Origin of the sequence: Sphaerisporangium sp. NPDC005289 (genome assembly GCF_040607455.1) — a bacterium.
Classification (GTDB): domain Bacteria; phylum Actinomycetota; class Actinomycetes; order Streptosporangiales; family Streptosporangiaceae; genus Sphaerisporangium; species Sphaerisporangium rhizosphaerae.
The window spans coordinates 1-2008 of the sequence record NZ_JBEXGS010000060.1 but is presented as its reverse complement, the minus strand read 5'-3'; the positions used below and the strand labels follow the sequence as shown (position 1 = coordinate 2008).

The following is a 2008-nucleotide window of genomic DNA, read 5'->3' as shown; positions in this document are numbered from 1 at the left end:
AGCAGGTCGATGAGTTTGATGCCGATGAACGGGACGATGATGCCGCCCAGGCCGTAGATGTAGAGGTTGCGGGACAGGAGTTGGGAGGCGCTGGAGGGGCGGTAGCGGACTCCGCGTAGTGCCAGGGGGATGAGGGCGATGATGACGATGGCGTTGAAGATGACGGCGGAGAGGATGGCTGATTGGGGGGTGGCCAGGCGCATGATGTTGAGGGTGTCGAGGCCGGGGTAAACGGCGGCGAACATGGCCGGGATGATGGCGAAGTATTTGGCGATGTCGTTGGCGATGGAGAAGGTGGTCAGGGCGCCGCGGGTGATGAGGAGTTGTTTGCCGATCTCGACGATCTCGATGAGTTTGGTGGGGTTGGAGTCGAGGTCGACCATGTTGCCGGCTTCTTTGGCGGCGGAGGTGCCGGTGTTCATGGCGACGCCGACGTCGGCTTGGGCCAGGGCGGGCGCGTCGTTGGTGCCGTCGCCGGTCATGGCGACGAGTCGGCCGCCTTGTTGTTCGCGTCGGATGAGGGCGAGTTTGTCTTCGGGGGTGGCTTCGGCGAGGTAGTCGTCGACTCCGGCTTCGTCGGCGATGGCTTTGGCGGTGAGGGGGTTGTCGCCGGTGATCATGATGGTGCGGATGCCCATCGCGCGCATGTGGTCGAAGCGTTCGCGCATGCCTTGTTTGACGACGTCTTTGAGGTGGATGACGCCGAGCACGCGGGCGGTGCCGGTCGTGGTGATCTCGCCGACGACCAGGGGGGTGCCGCCGGAGGCGGAGATGCCGTCGACCAGCGGGCCGACCTCGCCGGTGGGGTGGCCGCCGTGGTCGCGCACCCACTTCATGACCGAGGTGGCGGCGCCCTTGCGCACCTGCCGTCCTGCCACGTCGACCCCGGACATGCGGGTTTGGGCGGTGAAGGGCACCCAGTCGGCGTGGTCCAGTTCGCCCGGGGCGCGCTCGCGTAGCGCGTAGGTCTGTTTGGCGTGCACGACGATGGAGCGGCCTTCGGGGGTCTCGTCGGCCAGGCTGGCCAGTTGCGCGGCCTCGGCCAGTTCGCGTTCGTCCACTCCGGGGACGGGCAGGAAGTCCGAGGCTTGGCGGTTGCCGAGGGTGATGGTGCCGGTCTTGTCCAGGAGCAGGGTGCTGACGTCGCCGGCGGCTTCGACGGCGCGGCCGGACATGGCCAGGACGTTGCGTTGGACCAGGCGGTCCATGCCGGCGATGCCGATGGCCGACAGCAGGGCGCCGATGGTGGTGGGGATGAGGCAGACCACCAGGGCGACGAGCACGATGCCGGTGACGCCGTCGCCGGTGAGGGCGGCGGAGTCGGGGACGCCGGGGTTGGCGGTTTTGGAGTAGATGGCCAGGGGCTGCATGGTGGCGGTGGCGATCAGGAAGATGATGGTGAGTGCGGCCAGCAGGATGTTCAGGGCGATCTCGTTGGGGGTCTTCTGCCGGTTGGCGCCTTCGACCAGGGCGATCATCCGGTCGATGAAGCTGTCGCCGGGTTTTTGGGTGATCTGCACGATGATGCGGTCGGACAGGACTTTGGTGCCGCCGGTGACGGCGGAGCGGTCGCCGCCGGACTCGCGGATCACCGGGGCGGATTCTCCGGTGATGGCTGATTCGTCGACGCTGGCGATGCCTTGGGTCACGTCGCCGTCGCCGGGGATGGTCTCTCCGGCTTCGACGATGACGTGGTCGCCTTGCACCAGTTCGGGGGCGCCGACGACGTCCCAGGCCAGTGGGTCCTGGCCGGGGGTCCAGCGGGTGAGGCGGCGGGCGGTGGTGTCGCGTTTGGCGGCGCGCAGGGTGGCGGCCTGGGCTTTGCCCCGGCCTTCGGCGACGGCTTCGGCCAGGTTGGCGAACAGCACGGTCAGCCACAGCCACACCACGATCGCCCAGGCGAACAACGACGGGCCGGTCACCGCCAGCACGGTGGTGAACACCGCCCCGGCCTCCACGATGAACATCACCGGGTTACGCCACAACGTCACCGGATTCAGCTTGCGCA

General features: G+C 67.9%; 1 protein-coding gene. It reads right to left on the bottom strand.

Features of this window, described 5'->3' with window-relative positions; genetic code table 11:
• A partial coding sequence (gene kdpB, locus ABZT47_RS40255; protein WP_354854080.1) for a potassium-transporting ATPase subunit KdpB occupies positions 1 to 2008 on the bottom strand: 2008 nt, incomplete at both ends.